The sequence below is a fragment of the Streptomyces sp. NPDC048291 genome, from assembly GCF_043201715.1.
Lineage (GTDB): Bacteria > Actinomycetota > Actinomycetes > Streptomycetales > Streptomycetaceae > Streptomyces.
The window spans coordinates 634,031-652,272 of record NZ_JBICZC010000004.1 but is presented as its reverse complement, the minus strand read 5'-3'; the positions used below and the strand labels follow the sequence as shown (position 1 = coordinate 652,272).

Below are 18,242 nucleotides of genomic sequence, written 5' to 3'. Positions count from 1 at the left end.
TCCGTCACCCCAGCAGCGCCGCAACGACCACCAGCACCGGCACCGCCAGCACCGTCGACAGCAGGATCGAGTCCCGGGCCAGTTCCTCGCCGACTCCGTAGGTGCTGGCGTAGGTGTACAGGTTCTGCGCGGCCGGCAGCGCCGACGTCACCGTCACGTCGAGCAGGGGTGCCCCGCGCAGGCCGAAGACCGCCGACGCCAGGGCCCAGGCGACGAGTGGCTGGCCCACCGACTTCAGGGCGACCGACAGGAACACCGGGTGCCGGTCGCGGCCCCGGCCGGGGAGCGTGCTGCCGCGCAGGGAGATACCGAAGGCGAGCAGGACCGCCGGCACGGACATGTTGCCGATCAGGGTGAGCGGGTCCATCACCGGGCCGGGGACGCGGATGCCGAGCCCCGAGACCGCCACGCCGGACAGCGAGCCCACGGCTATCGGGTTGCGCAGCGGGGTGAGCAGCTTGCGCCACCAGGGCCCCTTCTCGCCCATGCCGGCCACGTCGAGGATCGTGAGCGCGACCGGGGTGAGGACCACCACCTGGAAGAGCAGCACCGGCGCCACCAGGGACGCGTCGCCCAGCACGTACACCGCGATCGGGATGCCGAGGTTGCCCGAGTTGACGTAACTGGAGCACAGCGCGCCGATCGTCGTACGGCCCACGCCCCAGCCCCGTACGACACCCACCGCCACGAACGCGCCCGCCGCCGCGGCCGTGCTCAGGGCCGTCACCAGGAGGCGGCTGGAGAAGATCACCGCCAGGTCGGCCCTGGCGAGGGTGGTGAAGAGGAGGGCGGGCGAGGCGACGTGGAAGGCGAGCTTGGTGAGGACCTCGCGGCCGTTCGCCCCCAGGTGGCCGCCGCGGCCGAGGACGTAGCCGACGGCGATGACGATCGCGATCACCGCGAAGCCGCTCAGCACCCCCTGCACGGGACCCCCTCGCGGCGGAGGAGACCGTCGGGCGGGGCGGGCGCTGCTGATCCGTGGGGCATACAGCCAACCCTCTGGGTCGGTCAGGTGCAGGTCAACGTTGTGACCCTTGTGATCTTCGCGACCGTACGGATGGCGGGGCGCCCTGCCCGATGAGTTGTCGGACCGGCGGCGGTCTACTGGTCGTGGATGCCGTGACCCCTGCCGTGCTCATGCTGTCGGGCCCCGTCGCCAGGGACGAGGTGCCGGGGCTCTGTGACGACGTGCGTGAGCTGCTCGGGGCGGGCGGGGCCGGACCCCGCCGCCGGGTCGTCGTCTGCGATGTGGGCGGGCTCGGGCCGCCGGGTCTGGCGGCCGTCGACCTGCTGGCCCGGCTTGAGCTGGCGGCCCGGCGGGCCGGAGGGCGGATCCGGCTCCGCGGCCCCGACCCCGCCCTACGCTCCCTCCTCCGCTTCGTCGGCCTTCGCCTCCAGATGGAGGGGGAGGCCGAAGAGCGGGAACCAGCGCTTGGTGTCGAGGAAGAAGTGGAACCCGGTCAGCCGGCCGTCTGAGATCTCCAGGACCTGGATGGACCAGGGACTCCAGCCGCCGGTGTCCGGGTCGGGCTTGTACTGGGCGAACCCGGGCAGGCCGTTGACCCGGACCGGGAACAGCCGCGAGCCCTCGCAGGCCGAGCCGATGGTGGTCATGAACCCGGCGATGTCGTCGTGGCCGGTGAGCCACAGGTCGAACGGCGGCATCGTCATGATGGCGTCCTCGTGGAGCAGCGCCGTCAGGGCGGTCATGTCGTAGCCCTCGAAGGCGGCGACATAGCGCTCAAGGAGCTTCTGCTGCTCCTCGTCGAGCGGATCGGAGACCTCCGCGGCGGCGCCCGACTGCTGCTGCTCGGCCAGCGTGGCCCGGGCCCGCTGCAACGCGCTGTTGACCGACGCGACGGTGGTGCCGAGCAGCTCGGCCACCTCGTTGGCCTTCCAGGCGAGCACCTCGCGCAGGATCAGCACCGCCCGCTGCTTGGGCGGCAGCTGCTGCAACGCGGCCATGAAGGCCAGCCGGATCGACTCCTTGGCCACGGCGGCCTCCGCCGGGTCGTCCACGGTCGGCAGCACGCGCGCGTCGGGCACCGGCTCCAGCCAGGTGTTGTCGGGCCGGGGCGAGAGCGCCGCCTGGGCCAGCGGCGTCGACTCGCTGAGGTCCATCGGCCGGGCCCGCTTGTTCCCCGCGGTGAGCATGTCCAGGCACACGTTCGTCGCGATCCGGTACAGCCACGACCGGAGGCTGGAGCGGCCCTCGAACTTCTCGTAGCTCCGCCAGGCCCGCACCAGGGTGTCCTGCACGGCGTCCTCGGCCTCGAACGACGAGCCGAGCATGCGGTAGCAGTACCCGGTCAGCTCGGTCCGGTACTTCTCCAGTGCGACGTCGAGGTCCGCCGTCGCCGTGCTGTCGGTCATGTTCCGTCCACCCACCCCTGTGGCCGTTCCTGTGCGCGCGCCGTTGCGCTTCAGCACTTGAAAGCTAGCGCAGGGGACTGACAAAGGTGCCCGGAGTGGGGAAACGTGCAGGTCGGGTGGGGTGCGCCTGCGAACTCGGGTGGTGCGGTCCGTGGGCGGGTGCGGCGGCGTCGTGGCTGGTCGCGCAGTTCCCCGCGCCCCTTTGGGGCGCTCCAGTGCGGGGCGTTTGTCAGTGGGCGTTGGCCAGGAGGGTGCGGCGGGCTGCCATCGAGCCCAGGACCGTGATGGTCACGACGCCCAGGATCGCGAGGAGGCCTACGCCGACCGTGCCGGACCAGCCGCTGGTGTGGAAGGCGAGCGCGCCCACCGTGCTGCCCGCGCTGGAGCCGATGTAGTACGCGGACTGGTAGAGGGCCGAGGCCTGGGCCCTGCCGTGGGTGGCCGTCTTGCTGACCGCGGAGGAGGCGACCGCGTGGCCCGCGAAGAAGCCCGCGGTGATCAGGACCAGGCCCAGCAGGACCAGGGGGAGCGAGTCCGCCAGAGAGAGCAGGAGGCCGCAGGCCGTGGTGCCGCCGGCCAGGTAGAGGGCACCGCGGCGGCCCAGGCGGCCGACCAGGCGGCCCGCCGTCGACGCGGACACCGTACCGACCAGGTACACCAGGAAGATCGAGCCGATGATGCCCTGCGGGAGCGAGAAGGGCTCCTGGGTCAGGCGGTAGCCGATCACCGTGTAGACGCCGCCGAAGACGGTCATGAAGAGCGCGCCGATCGCGTACAGGCGGCGCAGCAGCGGGTCGGCCAGGTGGTCGCGGACCGTACCGAGCAGCCGGCGCGGGTGCAGCGAGCCCGCCTTGAAGTGCCGGGGCGCGGGGAGGAGCAGCCGGAAGGCGACGGCGCAGCCGACCGCGACCACGCCGATCGTGCCGACGGCCACCCGCCAGCCCCACTCCTGCGCGACCCAGCCGGTGATGACCCGGCCGCTCATCCCGCCCACGCTGTTGCCCGCGACGAACAGGCCGATCGCCGTGACCAGCGCCTTCGGCCGGACCTCCTCGGCCAGATAGGCCTGCGCCGACGCCGGCAGACCGGCCAGCGCCGCACCCTGGACGCCGCGGAGCACGATCAGCACGCCGAGGGAGGGCGCGAAGGGCACCAGCAGTCCGACGGTCACCGCGACCGCCAGCGAGGCCGTCATGACCGTACGGCGTCCGAACCGCTCGGACAGCGCGCTCATCGGGATGACGAACAGCGCCAGACCGCCGGTCGCCGCCGCCACCGTCCAGCTCGCGTCGCTCGCGGAGACGCCGTAGCCGTCCGAGATCAGCGGGAGCAGGGCCTGCGTGGAGTAGAGGAGGGCGAAGGTCGCGACACCGGCGAGGAAGAGCGCGAAGCTCATCCGGCGGTAGCCGGGACCGCCCGGGGTCAGCCGGGAGTCGGCGGCGGGGACGGCGGCGGGGACGGACGGGACGGCGCCCACGGTGGTGGACGCCCCGGTACTGGCGGGAGACATGCCTCGAACGTACGGACCCCGGCGTTGATCCGTCCAATGCATGGAATCACCATAATCGTTCCCATGAAGCATGAGCAGAGGTCGGCGGAGCGCCTGTCACCGGACAGTGACACAGAAGACATGACGATGTTGCTGGCCCCACGCCTCGCGTACTTCGCCGGCGTGGCCCGCACGGAGCATGTCACCAGGGCCGCCCAGGAGCTGAACGTCCCCCAGTCCACGCTCTCCCGTGCGATGGTCCGCCTGGAACAGGACCTGGGTGTCGGCCTCTTCACCCGGCACGGCCGCACCGTCTCCCTCACCCCGGCCGGCCGCACCTTCCTCGCCTCGGTCGAGCGTGCCCTCGCCGAGGTCCGGCGCGCCGCCGACGAGGTACGCGCCGACGCCGACCCCACGGCGGGGAAGGTCGCCTTCGGATTCCTGCACACCATGGGCGCGGAGACGGTTCCCGGCCTCCTCCAGGCCTTCCGCGTCGACCATCCCCGCATCCGCTTCGGCCTCGTCCAGAACTACGGCGAGGCGATGATCGAGAAGCTCCGGGCGGGCGAACTGGACCTCTGCCTGACCTCCCCGATGCCGGACGCGCCCGACCTGGTGGCGCGCCGCCTCGACGAGCAGAAGCTGCGCCTGGTGGTCCCCGCCGACCACCCGCTGGCCACCCGCAGGCGCATCCGCCTCGCCGAAGCGGCCGACGAGACCTTCGTGACCCTGGAACCGGGCTACGGCCTGCGCCGCATCACCGACGACCTCTGCAAGGAGGCCGGCTTCCGGCCGCGCATCGCCTTCGAGGGCGAGGAGGCGGAAACCCTGCGGGGCCTGGTGGCGGCCGGCCTGGGCGTCGCGCTGCTCCCGCCACCCGCCTTCCCTCGCCCGGGAGTCGCGGAACTGACGGTCACGGCCCCGAGAGCGGTCAGAGAGATCGGCGTGGCCTGGCTCGACGGCCACCCGGACACCCCACCGGTGGCCGCCTTCAAGAAGTTCCTGCTCTCAAGAAGGGGGAACTTGCTTCCCGCCTAACGGCAGCGCGCCCCTTCAGGGGCGCGGGGAACTGCGCGACCAGCCACCGCGCACCCGCACCCCGAAGCCGGACATCAGCCCCTACGGAGCGACCGCCCGAAGCCCGCGGCAAGTGGCATCCGCAACCCGATCGGCGGCGGCGCAGCCAACGCATCCTCCACCGGCCGCGACACCGCCCGCCCGTACAACGCCCCCATCACGAAGTCCGAGGCCAGCGCGAGCACTTCGTCCCGGTGTTGATGCAACCCGTGGCCGTCCGAGTGCACCTCGAACCGGCACACCTCCCGGTTCGCCTTCTTCGCCCGCGCCGCCAGCCGGAACGACAGCTCCGGATCGGTCCGTTCGTCGTTCGTGCCGTGCACGATCAGCACCCGGCGGCCCACCAGCTGCCGAACCGGTTCCTCGGGGGCCGCCACATCGTCCTCGGGCAGCCAAGGGGCGATGGAGACCACGGAGTTGACGGCCTCGTGCCCGCCCGCGTGCAGCGCGGCCCGGCCGCCCATCCCCACGCCGAGCAGGCAGACCGGGACGTCGCCGTAGCGCCGTACCACCTCGTCGGTCGCCCAGCCGGCGTCCCCGGCGAGATGCGCCTCGCTGCCGTTCCAGCCGCGATAGCGGTAGTGGACGACGTGCGCGGCCAGTCCCTCGTCCCGGCCGTCCCGGGCGAGCCGGCGGCCGAGCGCGCGGACGAAGGCCGTCGCCCATACGAGGGACGGCCGTCGCGCGGAGACCTCCTCCCCGCCGGGGAGGAGCAGGACCGCGCCGCTCACCGTCGTCGGCTCCTGGCCGACTGCCCTGCTCAGGCTGGCCGTTCGGACCGGCGTCGCTTGCTGTGCCATGACAGAACAGTGTCAGAAGAGGCGGTGTACCCGACCCGTCCGTGCGGTCACCATTGCGTATCGACGGAAACGGAAATCTTCGAGTACCGAGCGATCTACGCGCGTAGGAGTTACAGTGCGGAAATGACGAGCCAGAGCACCGCGAACACCCCGACGCCGGAGCAGATCCGCCGGGCGCCGAAGGTTCTGCTGCACGACCACCTCGACGGCGGCCTGCGTCCGGGCACCGTCGCCGACCTCGCCCGGGAGACCGGGTACGCCGGCCTCCCCGAGACCGACCCGGACAAGCTCGGCATCTGGTTCCGCGAGGCCGCCGACTCCGGTTCGCTGGAGCGGTACCTGGAGACGTTCTCGCACACCGTCGGCGTCATGCAGACCCGGGACGCCCTCGTCCGGGTCGCCCGCGAGTGCGCCGAGGACCTCGCCGAGGACGGTGTCGTCTACGCCGAGGTGCGGTACGCCCCCGAGCAGCACCTGGAGCAGGGGCTGACCCTGGAGGAGGTCGTCGAGGCGGTCAACGAGGGGTTCCGGCAGGGCGAGGCGCTGGCCCGCGAGAACGGCCGGCGGATCCGGGTCGGCGCCCTGCTCACCGCCATGCGGCACGCGGCCCGCTCCCTGGAGATCGCCGAGCTCGCCAACCGCTACCGGGACCTGGGCGTCGTCGGCTTCGACATCGCGGGCGCCGAGGCGGGCTACCCGCCCACCCGGCACCTGGACGCCTTCGAGTACCTCAAGCGCGAGAACAACCACTTCACCATCCACGCCGGCGAGGCCTTCGGGCTGCCGTCCATCTGGCAGGCGCTGCAGTGGTGCGGCGCCGACCGGCTCGGGCACGGGGTGCGGATCATCGACGACATCCAGGTCCACGAGGACGGCACGGTCAAGCTCGGCCGGCTCGCCTCCTACGTCCGCGACAAGCGGATCCCGCTGGAGCTGTGCCCCAGCTCCAACCTCCAGACCGGCGCCGCCGACTCCTACACCGGGCACCCGATCGGGCTGCTGCGCAAGCTGCACTTCCGGGCCACCGTGAACACCGACAACCGGCTGATGTCCGGGACCAGCATGAGCCGGGAATTCGAGCATCTCGTCGAGGCGTTCGGTTACACGCTCGACGACATGCAGTGGTTCTCCGTCAATGCGATGAAATCAGCGTTCATTCCTTTCGATGAACGACTCGCCATGATCAATGACGTCGTCAAGCCCGGTTATGCAGAGCTGAAATCCGAATGGCTGTTCCGGCAGACCGCCTCCACCAGCAGTTCTGCTGATCCGGAGGGCTGATTCGGCATCCCGGCGGGGCACGGAATGCGGACGGGCCTTCACCGGCCGTCCGCATTTCGGTGTTTGCGGCGGACGGCCCGGCATGTTTACGGTCGTGGACCGCTCAGCGTGTTATTGATCCCCGTCTCCGCATTCCAAGGACGCATTGACGATGAAGCAGTCTGCTGCCAAGACCCTCGGTGTCGCCGCCCTCGGTGCCGCCTTCGCCGCTGCCGGCGCGGGCGCGGCCAACGCGGCCCCGGCCGTCCCGGACTCCTCCCAGGCCCTGGACACCGTCACCAGGACGCTGCCGGCCGAGAACGTCGCCAAGGCGCTGCCGGGTGCCGGTCAGGCCGTGGCGCAGGGGCAGAGCGCCCTCGGTGCCGGACTGAACGCCGTCCAGCCGGCCGCCAAGCAGGCGCTCGCCGGCGGCCCGACCAAGCCCGTCGCCGGTCTCCTCGGCGGCCTGCCGGTCCAGGGCCTGCCCACGCACGGCCTGCCGGTGAACGGGATTCCGCTCGGCTGACCTCTCCCCGGCCGATCGGCAACGCCGTTGGGGCGCCCCGGAACCTCCGGGGCGCCCCAACGGTGTTTCCGTGCCGCCTGGTCACCAGGCGGTGGAGGCCTTCTCCTCCGAGGGGAGGAGGATCCACAGCGCTATGTAGAGCAGGAACTGCGGGCCCGGCAGCAGGCAGGAGAGCAGGAAGATCACCCGCATCGTGGTCGCCGAGGTGCCGAAGCGCCGGGCCAGCGCGGCGCACACTCCGCCGATCATGCGGCCGTGGGTGGGGCGGGCGAGGCTGGACATCTGCGGCTCCTTCGTGAGCGTCCGGTGCGGGGCGGCCCTTCCGGCCCCCCGTCTGCTCTCAACGTTACGGAGACGAACCGGGTCGAAGCGTCGCTCTACGGGGCGATCCCGACCCTGGGAATCGTCGGGGTACGACCCTGAGCGGCTTCCTCCTGGGGGAGGGCCGCGGGCCGCCGCCGCTCACCCCGCCGGCGGAGCCGGGCGCGCGCCGCGGGCACCACCGCCAGATGCGCGATCACCACACCCACCGTGTTGAGGAGTATCGAGTCGACGTCCACCACCCGGCCGGGCACCCCGGTCTGCAGCAGGGCTATGCCCGTCGAGACCAGCGCGCCCGCGGCGGCCGAAGTGGTCAGGGAGGCGAGCGGGGAGACCCGGAGCTTCCCGTGCGTCATCGGCAGCAGCACGCCCAGCGGCGCGAGCAGCGCGAGCCCCTCACCGATCCGGTGCGCCGCCTCGCGCCCGCCGAGCGCCAGGTCGGCGCGGATACCCGCGAGGGGGTGCAGGTTGGCCGGCATCACCCAGGGCACGTCCAGCGGCCGCAGCATCAGCCAGGCGACGAACACGAGATGTGCGACAAGGAGGACACCCCCTGCCACACGGACGCGGATCGCGGCGCTGCCGCCGATGGAGCCTTGACGCTGCACGCCCCCGTAGACGCGCCCGCGCACACGATCGGTTCCGGATGGGGGAGTGAGGCCTCAGCCACACGCCCCCGAGGCCGCGCCCCGCCCCGTCAGGGGCGCGGGGAACTGCGCGACAAGCCCCCACCGGCCCGCACCCGCCGTACAACCGTCCCCGGCACCCCACGAGGCGCCCGAACGCCCCTCACTGGGAAGCCACCTCGGTGGACGGCGGCCGACTCCCACTCGGAGAGTTCCGCACGGAATCCGTGCACTCGTACCGCCGCAACGGCTCCGTCCCCGGCCCGCCCAGGATCACCGACCCGTCCCCCTCCGCGGCCGCCGAGTCGGACAGCGTGCACACGATCTGGGCGAGCGCGTACGACGTCAGCTGCGGCGGCGACGTGCTCAGCCGCAGCGTGTCGTCGGGGTCCCCGGCCCGCGGCCCCGAGACGCTCATGCCGCCCCGCACGTACGTCGTGTAGCCGGCCTCCTTCTCGGCGGCGGACGGCGTCTCGGCGAGCTGGTCGAGCAGCCCCTGGGCGACGATCACCCGCCGTCTGGCGTCCACCGAACCGTCCGGGACCCGCACCTGGCGGTCGACGGTCACCAGCGACGAACCGCACAGCAGGAACACCTGCACCGGCACCCCGCGCTCGTCCTGCGTGGACAGGTCCGGCTGGGTCATCGAGCACGGCACCCGCGAGGGCGCCCCGCCGAAGTCGGTCGGCACCTCGGTGGCCCGGATCCCGCACCCGGAGAGCGCCAGCGCAAGACCGGCGACGGCCAGGAGTCTTCGTACGTGCATCAGGCGCCCCTCTCCCCGGCATCTCCGGCGTCCCCGGCTTCCGCTGCGGCCCCGGTGTCGCCGGTGCCCCCGGCACCCCCCGCGTCCTTGCCGTCCTCCGTCAGCCGCGAGGCGTCCCGGGGCAGCCGGAGCGTGAACACCGCACCGCCCTCGGGGGAGTTCGCGGCGGTGATCGAGCCGCCGTGGATGCGGGCGTTCTCCGTCGCGATGGACAGGCCCAGGCCGCTGCCCTCGGAGCGCGGCCGGGAGGCGCTGGCCTTGTAGAACCGGTCGAAGACGTGCGGCAGCACGTCCTCCGGGATACCGGGCCCGTGGTCGCGTACGGCGATCACCAGCTCCTCCCCCTCGATCCGCACCGACACCCGCACCGGCGACCCGCCGTGCTTGAGCGCGTTGCCGATCAGGTTGGCGAGGATGACGTCGAGGCGGCGCGGGTCGAGGCGGGCGTGGATGCCGCGCTCGGCGTCCAGGTCCACCGCGTCCAGCCAGGCGCGGGCGTCGATGCAGGCGGTGATCTGGTCGGCGAGGTCGACGTCGTCGAGGACGAGACGGGCCGTGCCGGCGTCGAAGCGGGTGACCTCCATCAGGTTCTCGACGAGGTCGTTGAGGCGGCGCGTCTCGCTGACGACCAGCCGGACGGCGGGCTCGATCATCGGGTCCATCGACCCCGACTCGGCCTCCAGCTCCTCCTCCAGGATCTCCGTCACGGCGGTGATCGCGGTGAGCGGAGTGCGCAGCTCGTGGCTCATGTCGGCGACGAACCGACGGGACGCGTCGTCCCGCGCGGCCATGTCGTCGACCCGTTTCTCCAGCGCCTCGGCCGCGTCGTTGAACGTCCGGGAGAGATCGGCGAGTTCGTCCGTCCCCGACACCCGCAGCCGGGTGTCCAGCTTGCCCTCGCCGAGCCGTCGCGCGGCGACCCCGAGCCGGTGCACCGGCTTCAGCACGGTCGTGGCGGCGGCCTGCGCGAGCAGCGCCGAACCGATCAGAGCGAGTCCCGTGGCGATCCCCAGCGACCAGGCCAGCGAGTTGAGGTCCTTCGCCTCCGGCTCCAGGGACTTCATCATGTAGCCGGTCGGCCCGCCGCCGATCAGCCGCGTCCCGGCGACGAGATACGGCGTGCCGTGGTCGACGACCCGCTGCCAGTACAGGTGGTACGCCGACTTGTTGGAGTCGGTCACCTTCTGCTGCTTGTCCACGGCCTTGCGCAGCGAGGTCGGCACGTCGTCCAGCGCGAACGCGCTGAGCCCGTCCGAACTGCCGTACACCGTCTTGCCGTTGCCGTCCTGGCCGACCAGCAGCACGCTGAACCGCTGGCTGCTGCTGGCCATCTGCCCGGCCGTGCGCTGCAGTTCGTCCTGCGTCGGATGCACCGGCAGCGCACCGGCCCGGTTCTGCATCTCCTGCTGGAAGTCGCGCAGCACCGCGTCCTGGGTACGGGTGAGCACGGCCTCGCGGTTGAGCCAGTACGCGATGCCGGACGCGGACACGGCGGCGGTCAGCGCGACGAGCCCGAAGACGACGACGAGCCGCAGCCGCAGGCTGGTGAAACGCAGCCGGGACACGGCTCCCTTGCGATCCGAGGCCCAGCCGCGGAAACCCTCTTGCCGGTCCGTCACTGAGGGGCGTCCAGGCGGTAGCCGACACCACGCACGGTACGGATCAGGGTCGGGGACGAGGGCACGTCCTCGACCTTGGCGCGCAGCCGCTGCACACAGGCGTCCACCAGCCGGGAGTCGCCGAGGTAGTCGTGTTCCCAGACCAGCCGCAGCAGTTGCTGCCGGGACAGCGCCTGCCCCGGCCGCCGGCTCAGTTCGAGGAGCAGCCGCAGCTCGGTCGGGGTGAGCTGGAGGTCCTCGCCGTTCTTCGTCACGGTCATCGCGCTGCGGTCGATGACGACGTTGCCGAAGGTCGCCGAGTCGGTGGACTCCCGCTCCCCGCGCCGCAGCACGGCCCGGATCCGGGCGTCGAGCACCCGCCCCTGGACCGGCTTGACGACATAGTCGTCGGCCCCGGACTCCAGCCCGACCACCACGTCGATGTCATCGCTGCGCGCGGTCAGCAGGATGATCGGCAACTGGTCCGTGCGCCGGATCCGCCGGCACACCTCGAAACCGTCGATGCCGGGCAGCATGACATCGAGGACGATCAGATCGGGCCGCTGCTCACGCAACAGCTTCAGACCGTCCTCACCGGTCGCAGCGGTGGCCACCCGGTGTCCCTGGCGGGTCAGAGAGAGCTCCAGGGCCGTACGGATGGCGTCGTCGTCCTCGATCAGCAACAGGGAAGGCACGGGCTCATTCTGGCCCATGCAGGGCCCGTCGTACGACCTGTGCGGCTCGTAGCACCCCGCAAACCTCCGTAGCGCCACAACCTGTGCACCTTCTGTGGACGCTGTGTGCCGAACCCCTGTGACAGGTCTGTGACAGTCGGCGGATACGGCCGTGAAGGTGGCCCGGCAATCTTTTCGGCACAGGCAAGCGAGTGAACGCGGCGAGCGGCCTGGGCAAGCCGAACTACCGGAAGTCCACGACGGGGGGCGCGAGATGAACACGCTGATCGGTCACAGCACCAGCGCAGTGATCACGCGTCTGCACGACGTGAACCGGGGTTCCGAGAAGTCCGGTGCCGTGAGCGGGCGGGGGTGCGCTCGCGGCACCGGACGTCAGCACACCGGCTACATGTCGGTGGTTGACGGTCGCACGGGGGAAGCACACGGGGGATCCGCCTACAGGGAGGACACGGGGGAGCGCCGCTCGCTGACCGAGGCGGAGTTCACCGCCTACGTCCAGGAGCGCCGCGCCTCCCTGTACGCGACCGCCTACCACCTGACCGGCGACCGCTACGAGGCCGAGGACCTGCTGCAGAGCGCGCTGTTCTCGACGTACAAGGCGTGGGACCGGATCAGCGACAAGGCCGCGGTCGGGGGCTACCTCCGCCGCACCATGACGAACCTGCACATCAGCGCCTGGCGCCGGCGCAAGCTCAACGAGTACCCGACCGAGGAGCTGCCGGAGACGCCCGGCGACACGGACGCGATGAGCGGCACCGAGCTGCGCGCCGTCCTGTGGCAGGCGCTCGCCCGGCTCCCCGAACTCCAGCGCACCATGCTGGTCCTGCGCTACTACGAGGGCCGCACGGACCCGGAGATCGCGGAGATCCTCGACATCAGTGTCGGCACGGTGAAGTCCAGCATCTGGCGGTCGCTCCGCCGGCTGCGCGAGGACGAGGTCCTCAGCTTCGGCCGTGACGAGGAAGACGCCTTCGGGGAGCTCGTCGCCTGAAGGTAAGGGGATCCGGGGGGATCCCGACGGGGGAAAGCGGGGGAGGGTCCGGGGGGACCCACGGGGGAAAGCGGATCCGGGGGGATCCGGGGGGAAGCACGGGGGAAGCTCCGCCACGGGGGACACGGGGGTGTTCGGCGGAGCAACGGGGGAAAGCGGGACTGGAGGGCCGGGGGGTCCATCCAGTCCCGCTTTTTCCGCGTTACGCCGGTGCCTGGGTCCGGTCCCGGCTCTGCCGGCCCACCGCTGCCGCGGCCATGCGGCCCAGCGCCTCGTCCCGGTCGCACGGATACGCGCCCAGCGCCACCTGACGGCTCACGATCGTGCGCTCCGCCCGCATCAGCCGCCAGCCGCGCCGCAGCAGGAACGGCACCGACTTCCGGCCCTCCTTGAGATCGCGCAGGAACCGGCGCCGGAACGTCTTCACCGGGCCCCGGCTCAGGCAGAGCGCGTCGGCCAGCAGGCCCAGTTCGCGGCAGCGCTCGACGATCTCGGCGGCGAAGATGCCCTCGGCGACGAAGAGCGGGGTGCGGCCGATGTCCAGCGTCTCGGCGCCGGTGCGGGCGCTCAGTGCTATGTCATATACCGGTATCGGCGCGGCCCCCGTGGCGCACAGCCGGCCGATCGCCTCGACCGCGACCTCCGCGTCCCAGGACTCCGGGTGGTCCCAGTCGATGTCCGAACTCCCCGCCACCAGCGGCAGGGTCGGGTCGTCGCCCTCTTTGTAGAAGTCGTCGAGACGCAGCACGGGGAGCCCGGAACGGGCGGCGACCAGTGACTTGCCCGAGCCGGAGGGGCCGCACAGCAGCACGACGCGGGCGGGGGACGGAGGATGAATGCTCACGGAACACCAGTTTGACGCATGGGGGGCCTCCTGCCGACCCCGCGGGTCGGCTTTGGAGCGTGAGTCACACCTCAACTACCCTGTGTGCCGTCATCATTACCCTGCGTACCAGAAGGCGGCACCAGCGATGTCCCGACACGCGTCCTCCCCGAACCCGACCGCCCGGCGCGCCCTGACCGCCCTTGCCACGGCAGGTGTGGCGCTCGGCGCGGGCGCCGCGACGGCCGCCGCGGACACCCGGCCCGCGGTGGACGTGGTCCGCACCAGCCCCACCTCGCTCGGCCACGTCGACCCGCAGGCGGGCGTGCGGGCGCTGGGCGCCATGTTGCCGTACGTCACGGGGTCGGTGGCGGCCCTGAAGCCGAACCCCCTCGCGGGCACGGGCGTAGACCCGCTGGACAACGGGGTGGGGACCCAGCTCGCCGACTTCAAGCCGCTGACGTCGAAGATGGTGACGGGGCCGGTGGCGCAGGCGCCGTCGATCGGCGCGGTTCCGGTGGTCGGGCAGGTTCTGGGCTCGGCGTACTGAGCGCCCGGTAAGGGGCGCTGGGGGAGGAACTGCGCGACCAGCCGCATACGGCCCGCAGTTCCCCACCAGGAGGGGCGCTCAGTACGCGGACCCCGACGCCCCCAGCGACCCCGTCGGGTGCCACACCGTCTTCGTCTCCAGGAACGCCGTCATGCGGTCCGTCCCCGGCGTCGCCGTCCAGTCGTCCACAGGCTGTGGACGCAGTACCCGCTTGAGGTTGTCGGCCGCAGCGATCTCCAGCTCCTTCGCCAGCACCTCGTCCGCGCCCGCGAGATCGATCGCGTTGACGTCCTGGTGCGCGGCGAGCGGCGCGGCGATCTCCGCGGTACGGCCGGAGAGCACGTTGACGACCCCGCCGGGGACGTCGGAGGTGGCGAGCACCTCGGCGAGGGAGAGCGCGGGGAGCGGCGCCTTCTCGCTCGCGACGACGACCGCCGTGTTGCCGGTCGCGATCACCGGCGCGACCACCGACACCAGGCCGAGGAACGACGACTCCTGGGGGGCGACGACCGCCACCACGCCCGTCGGCTCCGGCGTCGAGAGGTTGAAGAAGGGGCCCGCGACCGGGTTGCCGCCGCCCACCACCTGGGCGATCTTGTCGGTCCAGCCGGCGTACCAGACCCAGCGGTCGATCGTCGCGTCCACGACGGCGGCGGCCTTGGACTTGCCGAGGCCCTCCGCGTCGGCGACCTCGCGCACGAACTGGTCCCGGCGGCCCTCCAGCATCTCCGCGACGCGGTAGAGGACCTGGCCCCGGTTGTACGCGGTGGCGCCCGCCCAGCCGCCGAACGCCTTGCGGGCGGCGACGACCGCGTCCCGGGCGTCCTTGCGGCTGGCAAGCGGTGCGTTGGCCAGCCAGTTGCCCTTCCCCGCCGCGTCGGCGGCTGATCGCTTCGTCGTCACCTCGTACACCCGGCCGCTCTCGGAACGCGGGAACTTCCCGCCGACGTACAGCTTGTAGGTCTTCAACACACTGAGTCGGTCAGACATCGAGGTACGCCTCCAGGCCGTGGCGACCGCCCTCGCGGCCGAAGCCCGACTCCTTGTAACCGCCGAACGGCGAGGTCGGGTCGAACTTGTTGAACGTGTTGGACCAGACGACGCCGGCGCGCAGCTTGCCCGCGACGGCCAGGATCCGCGACCCCTTCTCGGTCCAGATGCCGGCCGAGAGGCCGTACTGGGTGTTGTTGGCCTTGGCGACCGCCTCGTCGGGCGTCCGGAAGGTCAGGACCGACAGGACGGGACCGAAGATCTCGTCGCGGGCGATGGTGTGCGCCTGGGTGACGTTGGTGAAGAGCGTCGGCGCGAACCAGTAGCCGGAGGCGGGGAGTTCGCAGGCCGGGGACCAGCGCTCGGCGCCCTCCGTCTCGCCCTGGTCGGCGAGCGCGGTGATCCGGGCCAGCTGCTCGGCGGAGTTGATCGCGCCGATGTCGGTGTTCTTGTCCAGCGGGTCGCCGAGGCGGAGCGTGGACAGGCGGCGCTTGAGCGAGTCGAGCAGCTCGTCGTGGATCGACTCCTGGACCAGGAGCCGGGAGCCCGCGCAGCAGACCTGGCCCTGGTTGAAGAAGATCCCGGTGACGATGCCCTCGACGGCCTGGTCGATGGGGGCGTCGTCGAAGACGATGTTGGCGCCCTTGCCGCCCAGCTCCAGCGTGACCTTCTTGCGGGTGCCCGCGACGGTCCGCGCGATCTCCTTGCCGACGGCGGTGGAGCCGGTGAAGGCGACCTTGTTGACGTCCGGGTGGGCGACGAGCGCGGCGCCCGCGTCGCCGTAGCCGGGGAGGATGTTGACGACGCCCTTGGGCAGGCCCGCCTGGCGGCAGATGTCCGCGAAGAACAGCGCCGACAGTGGGGTGGTCTCCGCGGGCTTGAGGACGACCGTGTTGCCCGTCGCCAGCGCCGGGGCGATCTTCCAGGCCAGCATCAGGAGCGGGAAGTTCCAGGGGATGACCTGGCCGGCGACGCCGAGCGGCCGCGGGTTCGCGCCGTAGCCCGCGTGGTCGAGCTTGTCGGCCCAGCCCGCGTAGTAGAAGAAGTGCGCGGCGACCAGCGGGAGGTCCGCGTCGCGGGTCTCCTTGATCGGCTTGCCGTTGTCCAGGGTCTCCAGGACGGCCAGCTCACGGCTGCGCTCCTGGATGATCCGGGCGATGCGGAACAGGTACTTGGCGCGCTCGGAGCCCGGCAGCGCGGACCACTTCTCGAACGCCTTGCGGGCGGCCCTGACGGCACGCTCGACGTCCGCCTCGCCGGCCCGGGCGACCTCGGAGAGGACCTCCTCGGTCGACGGGCTGACGGTCTTGAAGACCTTGCCGTCGGCGGCGTCGGTGAACTCGCCGTCGATGAAGAGGCCGTAGGAGGGCGCGATGTCGACGACGGAGCGGGACTCGGGCGCCGGCGCGTACTCGAATGCGGTGGTCATCTTTTCCTTGGCCATGGTGATCAGTCCACCGTCACGTAGTCGGGGCCGGAGTAGCGGCCGGTGGCCAGCTTCTGACGCTGCATCAGCAGGTCGTTCAGGAGCGAGGAGGCGCCGAACCGGAACCAGTGGTTGTCCAGCCAGTCCGCACCGGCCGTCTCGTTGACGAGAACGAGGAACTTGATCGCGTCCTTGCTGGTCCGGATCCCGCCGGCGGGCTTCACGCCCACCTGGACACCGGTCTGCGCCCGGAAGTCGCGCACGGCCTCCAGCATGAGGAGGGTGTTCGCCGGGGTGGCGTTCACCGCGACCTTGCCGGTCGACGTCTTGATGAAGTCGGCGCCCGCGAGCATGCCCAGCCAGGAGGCCCGGCGGATGTTGTCGTACGTCGACAGCTCGCCGGTCTCGAAGATGACCTTGAGCCGGGCCGCCGTTCCGCAGGCTTCGCGTACGGCGGTGATCTCGTCGTACACCTTGCGGTAGTTCCCCGCGAGGAAGGCCCCGCGGTCGATGACCATGTCGATCTCGTCGGCACCGGCGGCGACCGCGTCCCGCACGTCGGCCAGCTTCACGTCGAGCGCGGCGCGGCCGGCCGGGAAGGCGGTGGCGACGGAGGCGACCTTGACGGACGAGCCGGCGACGGCCTCCTTCGCGGTGGCCACCATGTCGGGGTAGACGCAGACGGCCGCCGTGGCGGGGGTCGTACGGTCCGTCGGGTCCGGGTGGACCGCCTTGGCGCCGAGCGCCCGGACCTTGCCCGGGGTGTCCGCGCCTTCCAGCGTCGTCAGGTCGACCATCGAGATGGCGAGGTCGATGGCGTACGCCTTCGCGGTGGTCTTGATGGAACGGGTGCCGAGCGAGGCGGCACGCGCCTCCAGGCCGACCGCGTCGACGCCGGGCAGCCCGTGAAGGAAGCGGCGCAGCGTGCTGTCGGACGCGGTGACGTCAGCAAGTGCGTGGGGTGCGGTGGTGGGCATGGTCACCAGCCGAGCATATCTACGCGCGTAGCGGCTGTACACCCCGAGGGAACGGTTCTTCTTCGAGGACGGTGAGCCTACGCCCCTGAGAGGGGCGCGGGGCCGGCGCGGGCGACCACCCGCGATCCCACCCGCGCACCGGGCGCACACCCCACGGCGCCCCTGCGCACGCCTGAGGCACAATCGGCGCTATGACCACGCCCCTCGTCAAGGACCGCATCTACCGATCGCCCCAGGCGCTGATCGGCGGCGTACTCCTCCTCGTCATCGTCGGCTGGCTCGGCATCGACGCGCTGCTCCGGGGACACGGCCACACCCCCTGGCTCGCGCTCGCCGCGCTCATCCTCGTCGTGCCGCTGATCGTGGCCTTCACCCTGCGCCCCGCGGTGTTCGCGGGCGAGGACCGGCTGCGCGTACGGAACCCGTTCCGGGTGATCACGCTGCCGTGGGGGGAGATCGCCTCCCTGCGGTCCGGCTACTCGAACGAGGTGGTCGTCAAGTCCGGCGCGAAGTACCAGCTGTGGGCGATCCCGGTGTCCCTGCGAGGACGCAAGAAGGCGGCGCGACGGCAGGCGAAGTCGAGGGCGGACGTGCGGCGCGGGGGGACGGGGTCCGGCGGCACCGGGCGCGGGCTCGGCGGCTTCGGCGGGCTCGGCGGCTTCGGGAGCTCCGGGGGGCTGGGCGAGCCCGAGCACGCGAACGAGCCGATGCGTGCGGATACCGACAGGGTCATGGACGACCTGCGCGAGATGCTGGAGAGCCGGGGACCGGCCGAGTCGGCGCAGGGCGAGATCACGGTGAGGTGGGCGTACGAGGTGGCTGCGCCGGCGGTGGCGGGGGCGGTGCTGCTGGGGATCCTGCTGGCGGTGTGGTAGTGCCGTAAGGGGCGCGCTGCAGGGTGGGTGCGGGCGGTCCGCCGGGTGCCGTCCGGTGGGGGTGTTCGCGCAGTTCCCC

General features: G+C 71.8%; 20 protein-coding genes. 7 read left to right on the top strand and 13 right to left on the bottom strand.

Annotated features, from left to right (window positions below; translation table 11 throughout):
• Nucleotides 1–4 precede the first annotated feature (4 nt).
• Nucleotides 5–925 carry an AEC family transporter gene (locus tag ACGF5O_RS13845; protein ID WP_393810071.1) on the bottom strand — a complete coding sequence of 307 codons (921 nt, stop codon included), beginning with the start codon at nt 923–925 and terminating at the stop codon, nt 5–7.
• 152 nt (nt 926–1,077) lie between these two features.
• On the opposite strand from ACGF5O_RS13845, the gene ACGF5O_RS13840 reads away from it, so the two are divergent.
• Nucleotides 1,078–1,476, top strand: a complete 399-nt coding sequence (locus ACGF5O_RS13840; RefSeq protein ID WP_393810070.1) for an STAS domain-containing protein — start codon at nt 1,078–1,080, stop codon at nt 1,474–1,476.
• Here ACGF5O_RS13840 and ACGF5O_RS13835 read toward each other — a convergent pair.
• The gene (locus ACGF5O_RS13835; protein ID WP_393810069.1) at nt 1,360–2,373 is read right to left on the bottom strand and encodes a sigma-70 family RNA polymerase sigma factor; all 1,014 of its coding nucleotides are present in this window, start codon (nt 2,371–2,373) and stop codon (nt 1,360–1,362) included. The two genes, ACGF5O_RS13840 and ACGF5O_RS13835, sit on opposite strands and share 117 nt — an antisense overlap.
• Before the next feature lie 229 nt (nt 2,374–2,602).
• Nucleotides 2,603–3,883, bottom strand: coding sequence for an MFS transporter (locus ACGF5O_RS13830; protein ID WP_393810068.1), 1,281 nt, complete (start codon nt 3,881–3,883; stop codon nt 2,603–2,605).
• Nucleotides 3,884–3,946: 63 nt separating this feature from the next.
• Between ACGF5O_RS13830 and ACGF5O_RS13825 the strand changes: the two genes are divergently transcribed.
• The gene (locus tag ACGF5O_RS13825) at nt 3,947–4,900 is read left to right on the top strand and encodes a LysR family transcriptional regulator (RefSeq protein WP_393810067.1); all 954 of its coding nucleotides are present in this window, start codon (nt 3,947–3,949) and stop codon (nt 4,898–4,900) included.
• 74 nt (nt 4,901–4,974) lie between these two features.
• On the opposite strand, the gene ACGF5O_RS13820 is transcribed toward ACGF5O_RS13825, so the two are convergent.
• Nucleotides 4,975–5,739: an alpha/beta hydrolase gene (locus tag ACGF5O_RS13820; protein ID WP_393810066.1), complete on the bottom strand. Its 765-nt coding sequence runs from the start codon at nt 5,737–5,739 to the stop codon at nt 4,975–4,977.
• Between the two features lie 123 nt (nt 5,740–5,862).
• On the opposite strand from ACGF5O_RS13820, the gene ACGF5O_RS13815 reads away from it, so the two are divergent.
• Together ACGF5O_RS13815 and ACGF5O_RS13810 are read left to right on the top strand one after the other, a co-directional pair.
• Complete coding sequence (locus ACGF5O_RS13815) at nt 5,863–7,020, top strand: adenosine deaminase (RefSeq protein WP_393810065.1); 1,158 nt, start codon at nt 5,863–5,865, stop codon at nt 7,018–7,020.
• A 151-nt stretch (nt 7,021–7,171) separates the two neighbouring features.
• Nucleotides 7,172–7,525: an ATP-binding protein gene (locus ACGF5O_RS13810; protein WP_393810064.1), complete on the top strand. Its 354-nt coding sequence runs from the start codon at nt 7,172–7,174 to the stop codon at nt 7,523–7,525.
• A gap of 81 nt (nt 7,526–7,606) precedes the next feature.
• Here the strand turns inward: ACGF5O_RS13810 and ACGF5O_RS13805 are convergent, their stop codons facing one another.
• The 5 genes from ACGF5O_RS13805 to afsQ1 all read right to left on the bottom strand — a co-directional run bounded on the left by ACGF5O_RS13805 (nt 7,607) and on the right by afsQ1 (nt 11,531).
• Entirely contained in the window at nt 7,607–7,807 is a 201-nt protein-coding gene (locus ACGF5O_RS13805) for a PspC domain-containing protein (RefSeq protein WP_181805292.1), read from the bottom strand.
• Between the two features lie 95 nt (nt 7,808–7,902).
• The gene (locus ACGF5O_RS13800) at nt 7,903–8,454 is read right to left on the bottom strand and encodes a VanZ family protein (protein ID WP_393810063.1); all 552 of its coding nucleotides are present in this window, start codon (nt 8,452–8,454) and stop codon (nt 7,903–7,905) included.
• A gap of 181 nt (nt 8,455–8,635) precedes the next feature.
• A complete protein-coding gene (locus ACGF5O_RS13795; RefSeq protein WP_393810062.1) occupies nt 8,636–9,238 on the bottom strand; it encodes a hypothetical protein in 603 nt (200 codons plus the stop codon).
• Nucleotides 9,238–10,857, bottom strand: coding sequence for an ATP-binding protein (locus ACGF5O_RS13790; protein WP_393810061.1), 1,620 nt, complete (start codon nt 10,855–10,857; stop codon nt 9,238–9,240). The genes ACGF5O_RS13795 and ACGF5O_RS13790 overlap by 1 nt, the downstream gene beginning before the upstream one ends.
• Nucleotides 10,854–11,531: a two-component system response regulator AfsQ1 gene (gene afsQ1 / locus ACGF5O_RS13785; RefSeq protein WP_177232965.1), complete on the bottom strand. Its 678-nt coding sequence runs from the start codon at nt 11,529–11,531 to the stop codon at nt 10,854–10,856. Before afsQ1 ends, ACGF5O_RS13790 begins: the two co-directional genes overlap by 4 nt.
• A gap of 253 nt (nt 11,532–11,784) precedes the next feature.
• Between afsQ1 and ACGF5O_RS13780 the strand changes: the two genes are divergently transcribed.
• Complete coding sequence (locus tag ACGF5O_RS13780; RefSeq protein WP_393810060.1) at nt 11,785–12,522, top strand: SigE family RNA polymerase sigma factor; 738 nt, start codon at nt 11,785–11,787, stop codon at nt 12,520–12,522.
• Between the two features lie 202 nt (nt 12,523–12,724).
• Here ACGF5O_RS13780 and ACGF5O_RS13775 read toward each other — a convergent pair whose 3' ends face one another.
• The gene (locus ACGF5O_RS13775) at nt 12,725–13,366 is read right to left on the bottom strand and encodes a uridine kinase (RefSeq protein ID WP_393810059.1); all 642 of its coding nucleotides are present in this window, start codon (nt 13,364–13,366) and stop codon (nt 12,725–12,727) included.
• A 127-nt stretch (nt 13,367–13,493) separates the two neighbouring features.
• On the opposite strand from ACGF5O_RS13775, the gene ACGF5O_RS13770 reads away from it, so the two are divergent.
• Nucleotides 13,494–13,895, top strand: coding sequence for a hypothetical protein (locus ACGF5O_RS13770; protein WP_393810058.1), 402 nt, complete (start codon nt 13,494–13,496; stop codon nt 13,893–13,895).
• 78 nt (nt 13,896–13,973) lie between these two features.
• Here the strand turns inward: ACGF5O_RS13770 and ACGF5O_RS13765 are convergent, their stop codons facing one another.
• Genes ACGF5O_RS13765 through deoC form a run of 3 tightly spaced genes read right to left on the bottom strand, consistent with a single transcriptional unit; the run spans nt 13,974 to nt 17,288 of the window.
• Nucleotides 13,974–14,885, bottom strand: a complete 912-nt coding sequence (locus ACGF5O_RS13765) for an aldehyde dehydrogenase family protein (protein WP_393810057.1) — start codon at nt 14,883–14,885, stop codon at nt 13,974–13,976.
• A complete protein-coding gene (locus tag ACGF5O_RS13760) occupies nt 14,878–16,314 on the bottom strand; it encodes an aldehyde dehydrogenase family protein (protein WP_393810056.1) in 1,437 nt (478 codons plus the stop codon). The genes ACGF5O_RS13765 and ACGF5O_RS13760 overlap by 8 nt, the downstream gene beginning before the upstream one ends.
• A gap of 20 nt (nt 16,315–16,334) precedes the next feature.
• Nucleotides 16,335–17,288 carry a deoxyribose-phosphate aldolase gene (gene deoC / locus ACGF5O_RS13755; protein ID WP_393810146.1) on the bottom strand — a complete coding sequence of 318 codons (954 nt, stop codon included), beginning with the start codon at nt 17,286–17,288 and terminating at the stop codon, nt 16,335–16,337.
• A 191-nt stretch (nt 17,289–17,479) separates the two neighbouring features.
• Here deoC and ACGF5O_RS13750 point away from each other — a divergent pair, with 191 nt between their 5' ends.
• Complete coding sequence (locus ACGF5O_RS13750; protein WP_393810055.1) at nt 17,480–18,163, top strand: PH domain-containing protein; 684 nt, start codon at nt 17,480–17,482, stop codon at nt 18,161–18,163.
• Nucleotides 18,164–18,242 lie beyond the last annotated feature (79 nt).